1 protein-coding gene is annotated in these 4,736 nt (G+C 66.3%); it reads left to right on the forward strand.

What is annotated here, in order from left to right; translation table 11 throughout:
- Positions 1-114 precede the first annotated feature (114 nt).
- On the forward strand, positions 115-4,736 hold a 4,622-nt coding region (locus ACWF94_RS33740; protein WP_453497405.1), incomplete at its 3' end, for an RHS repeat-associated core domain-containing protein.

Below are 4,736 nucleotides of genomic sequence, written 5' to 3' on the forward strand. Positions count from 1 at the left end.
GGGCCGGATTCGACCTCCTCCGACGCCAAATCCTCCTCGCAGACTGAGCACCGTCACCCTCCGCAACCGCCCCACAAGAAGTGGATCAGAACCGCTTACGGAGACCGCCGTCATATGTCGGTGACGTACAACTCCATCCCCGCGGTGCCCACGCTGATAGCCCCGGCTGCTCAAGCGGCCACCAATGACACCACGCCGACCTTCTCGGCGAAGGCGCTCGACGGGGACAGCTCACAGGTCACGCTTGACTTCGAGGTATGGGCCCCCAGCGGCATGTCCGCATTGCGCTCGGGTTCGAGCGCCGCCGTTGCCTCGGGGGCGACAGCTACCTGGACTCCGACGGCACTGCCGGCGGGCAGCTACAAGTGGCGTACGCGGTCCGGCGACGGCAGCGCGAACAGCGCATGGTCGGCCTTCCGCACCTTCACTGTAGACACCATGGCGCCGACCACGACGGCGGTGTCCTCCACCGACTTCCCGAACGGCCAGTGGTCCGGTACGCCGGGCAACAACGGTGACTTCACTGGCACCTTCACCTTCACCCCGCCCACCAGCGACGTGAAGGAAGTGCAGTGGAATCTGGACGGCGGCGCATGGCAGTCCGCCGCAACGACCGGTACCGCGGTCACCCGTACGCCGGTTTTCCGTGCGGGCAAGCACACCCTGAACGCGCGAACCAAGGACGCTGCCGGCAACGTCTCGGCCACCACGACCTACACTTTCTACGCTGGCTCCGGAGCCGCTCTGCTCACTCCCGGCGAAAGCGACCGCCCTGCGCGGCGCACGGAGTTGACCGGCCTGGGCAAGACGAGCGACACCGGGGTGCGGTACCAGTACCGTCGCGGTGAGACCGACGCCTGGACGGACATTCCCACCCAGGACATCCGCCGCAAGGCCGATGGCTCCACCCTCACGGCGTGGCCTGCTGCAGTCACCAACGGCAACGCCGAGGCGCTGACCTGGAACGTGACGGACACGCTCAGCGAGGACGGCCCGGTCGACGTCCGTTCGGTGTTCACCGACGGGACGACCACGGATGCTTCCCCGGCAACCCGGATTGCGGTGGACCGCAACGTCGGCCAGGCACCCAGCGAGGAGGTCGGGCCGGGCAGCGTGAACACGCTCACCGGCGACTTCGGCCTGTCGTCGACGGACGCCTCAGCTTTCGACATGAGCGTCACGCGGACGTTCTCCTCCCGGCGCCCATCCAACGCTGCCCAGCAGGAGGGGCAGGCGGCGATCTTTGGTGCGCAGTGGACCGCCGGCACGATCGCGGAGATCTCCGACAGCGACTGGACCTTCGTGCGCAAGACGTCGGCCACCTCTGTGGCGGTCGTGGACGTGGACGGTGAGGAAACCGGGTTCACTGCGACAAGCGGTGGCGGTTGGAAGTCGGAGTCCGGTGCCGAGGATCTGACACTGACCGGCTCGCTGACGGGATCATTCACGCTGAAGGACACCGAGGGCACGACCTCAGTGTTCAGCAAGGTCGACTCCACTGCGACCACCTGGCAGCTGGCGACCACGTTCCTTCCGACGGACAAGTCGACCACGACGGTGATCTCCGAGAAGGTCACCGTGAACGGCAAGACGCTGGCCCGCCCGAAGTACGTGATCGCCCCGACGTCGGCGATCACGGCCAGCACGTGTGCGACTACGCCATCGACTACGGGCTGTCGAATGCTGGAGTACGTCTACGCCACCTCCACCACCGCAACCTCCAGTACCTTCGGCGACTACAGCGGTCAGGTGAAGCAGATCAGGCTGTGGGCCACGGACCCGGGTGCCTCGTCCGCAACCGCGACGGTGATCTCCCAGTACAGCTACGACGACCTGGGCCGCCTGCGCGAGCACTGGGACCCTCGGATCTCGCCGGCGTTGAAGACGGCCTACGGCTACGACACCGCTGGGCGCGTTACCACGCTCGTCCCTCCTGGTGAGTTGCCGTGGACGTTCGAGTACGGCAGTGCCGGCAACAGCGCGGTGGCTGGCAACGGCATGCTGCTCGCGGCATCCCGCCCGAACCTGCAGGCCGGCACCAAGGATGTGCAGGACGGCACGAGGGCTATCACCTCCGTCGTCTACGATGTGCCGCTGTCCGGCACCACGGCCCCCAACCAGGTCGCGGCCAGCGATGCCAACACCTGGGGGCAGACGGACGCGCCCACGGACGCCAGCGCTGTGTTCCCCGCCGACCAGGTCCCGCTCTCCCACACCGGATCGAATCTGGGCGCGGCCGACTACGACAAGGCGACCATCACCTACACCAACGCCTCCGGACGTGAGGTGAACACAGGTCTGCCCGGCCGTCACCTGACCGCCAGGCAGTACGACCGATTCGGCAACACCACCTTCGAGCTGACCGCTACCAACCTCGAACTTGCCCTGGGCAACGCGGTCTACCAGGTCAACACCCAGAGCGAACTCGGCATCCTCTCTGACTCCCCGGCCGAGCGTGCCCGAAAGCTCGCAACCGTTTCGGTCCACTCGGCCGACGGCAAGCGGGAGCTGGAGGAGTTTGGCCCACTGCACCTGGTCAGCCTCACCCACGCCCTCACCGGCGACGCGGACAGCCCGGACCTCTCATCCGGAGTCCAGGTCGCGGCCCGCAAGCACACCGTCAACAGCTACGACGAGGGGCGGCCCACCGATGGCTCCGCCACGGTGAGCGACCAGGTAACCACCACCAAGGTGGGTGCCGCGATCGACGGATACCCGACAGACGGGGACGTGCGTACTTCGGCCACCGCCTACGACTGGGCCAAGGGCCTGCCCACGAGTGTGACGACCGACCCGGGCGGGCTGCAGCTGACCAACACGACCAGCTACGACGCCCAGGGCCGGATCATCAAGACCACGCTGCCGAAGTCCACTGGCACCGACGCCGGAGCCACCGTGACCCAGTACTGGTCCGGTACCGGCGCTGGTACATGTGCCGGACGCCCGGAGTGGGCTGACCTCGTGTGCTCCACCGGCCCGGCCGGCGCGATCAGCGGAGGCGGTTCGCACCCCAGCGAGCTGCCCGTGGAGACCACCGAGTATGACCGCTGGGGCAACCCGGCAAAGGCCACCGAGATCGCCAATGGCGTCACCCGCACCACGGTCACGACCTACGACGCCGCAGGTCGTGTGACGCAGACACAGGTGACCGGTGGTGTCGGCGCGGCAGTTCCGACACAGACGACCACCTACGACGCAGCGAGCGGCGAGGTGGCAACCGTTTCCAACGGCACCGCCACCATCACACACACCACCGACCTGCTCGGTCGGGAAATTACCTACGACGACGGTGCGGGCAATATAGCCCGGACCGACTACGACAAACGCGGCCGCAAGCTCCGCGTAACCGACTCGGCACCGTCGACGGTCAGTTACGCCTACGCCAACCCCGCCGGCCTGCCGACTCGGATCCACGACTCGGTGATGGGCACCGTCGGTGACGTCACCGGTTCGTACGACTCCGACGGCCGCCTGTACAAGCAGGTGCTGCCGTGGAACATCGACGTCGAACTCAATCTCGACCCCACCGGCCGAGAGACGTCCCGCTACTGGCACTGGGAGTCTGGCTGGACCATCCAGGGTGAGTCCACCAGCCAGAACATCCACAGCCAGGTCGTCACTCGCACCGTCTACACCGGAGGCGGTGCCTACCAGGAGTACACCTACGACCGGGCAGGCCGCCTGACCAAGGTGGACGACTCCGCGGCAGGCGTGACTGCGCACCGGACCTACACCTTCGACAACAACACCAATCGCACCGCGCTGACTACCACGGTCGATGACGTCGACGGTGGCACTCCCACCACAAACACGGTCAACCACTCCTACGACAGCGCCGACCGCCTGATCGCCACAGGCACTGTCTACGACGCCTTCGGCCGTACCACCGAACAGGCCAACGGCACTCAGAACGCCTACTTCGCCAACGACCTGGTCCGCCAGATCACTGCCAACTCCAAGCGCATGACCTGGAACCTGGACGCCTCCGGACGCCTCGCCTCCTGGAACACCGAGGAGCAGGCCGACGGAACCTGGGGAACCGCCGTCACCAGGACCAACCATTACGGTGGCGACGGAGACAGCCCGTCCTGGACCTCGGAGAGCAGCAGCACCATCAGCCGCAGCCTCGAAGACCTGGCCGGCAACCTGATCGCCGCCACCAGCGCGACCGGCGACACGGTCCTGCAACTGGCCAACCTGCACGGCGACATCGCCACCCAGATCCCGCTGGTGGCCAACACCACCCCGGTGGTCAACGCCTACGACGAGTACGGCAGCCTGCTGCCCGGGACCGACCCTGCCCGCTACGGTTGGCTTGGCGGCAAGCAACGCTCCACCGAAACCCCGAGTGGCGTGACACTCATGGGCGTACGCCTCTACGATCCCGCCAACGGACGCTTCCTTTCCGTCGGCCCCGTCCCCGGCGGCAACGCCAACAGCTACGACTACTGCTACGCCCAGCCTGTCGACTGCCTCGACCTCGACGGTCGCATTGCGTGGCTGGTGTGGAATTTTGGTGGCCTCAGTAAATCGACCAACGGCTACCGGGCGTACTTCGCCAAAAAGAAGAAGAACTGGGGCCAGGAGAATCGAAAGGAACACCGAAGGGGCAAGAGTAAGAATTCGAAGGACATACACGAGAAGGCCAGGGGGCATGGTGGGTGGAAAAAGCGTTCCAACGGCAGATGGAAGCCTTGGAACAGTCGCTCATCCGGAAGATGGGGTTGGGTGGGCTG

The sequence above is a fragment of the Streptomyces sp. NPDC055078 genome, from assembly GCF_053607985.1.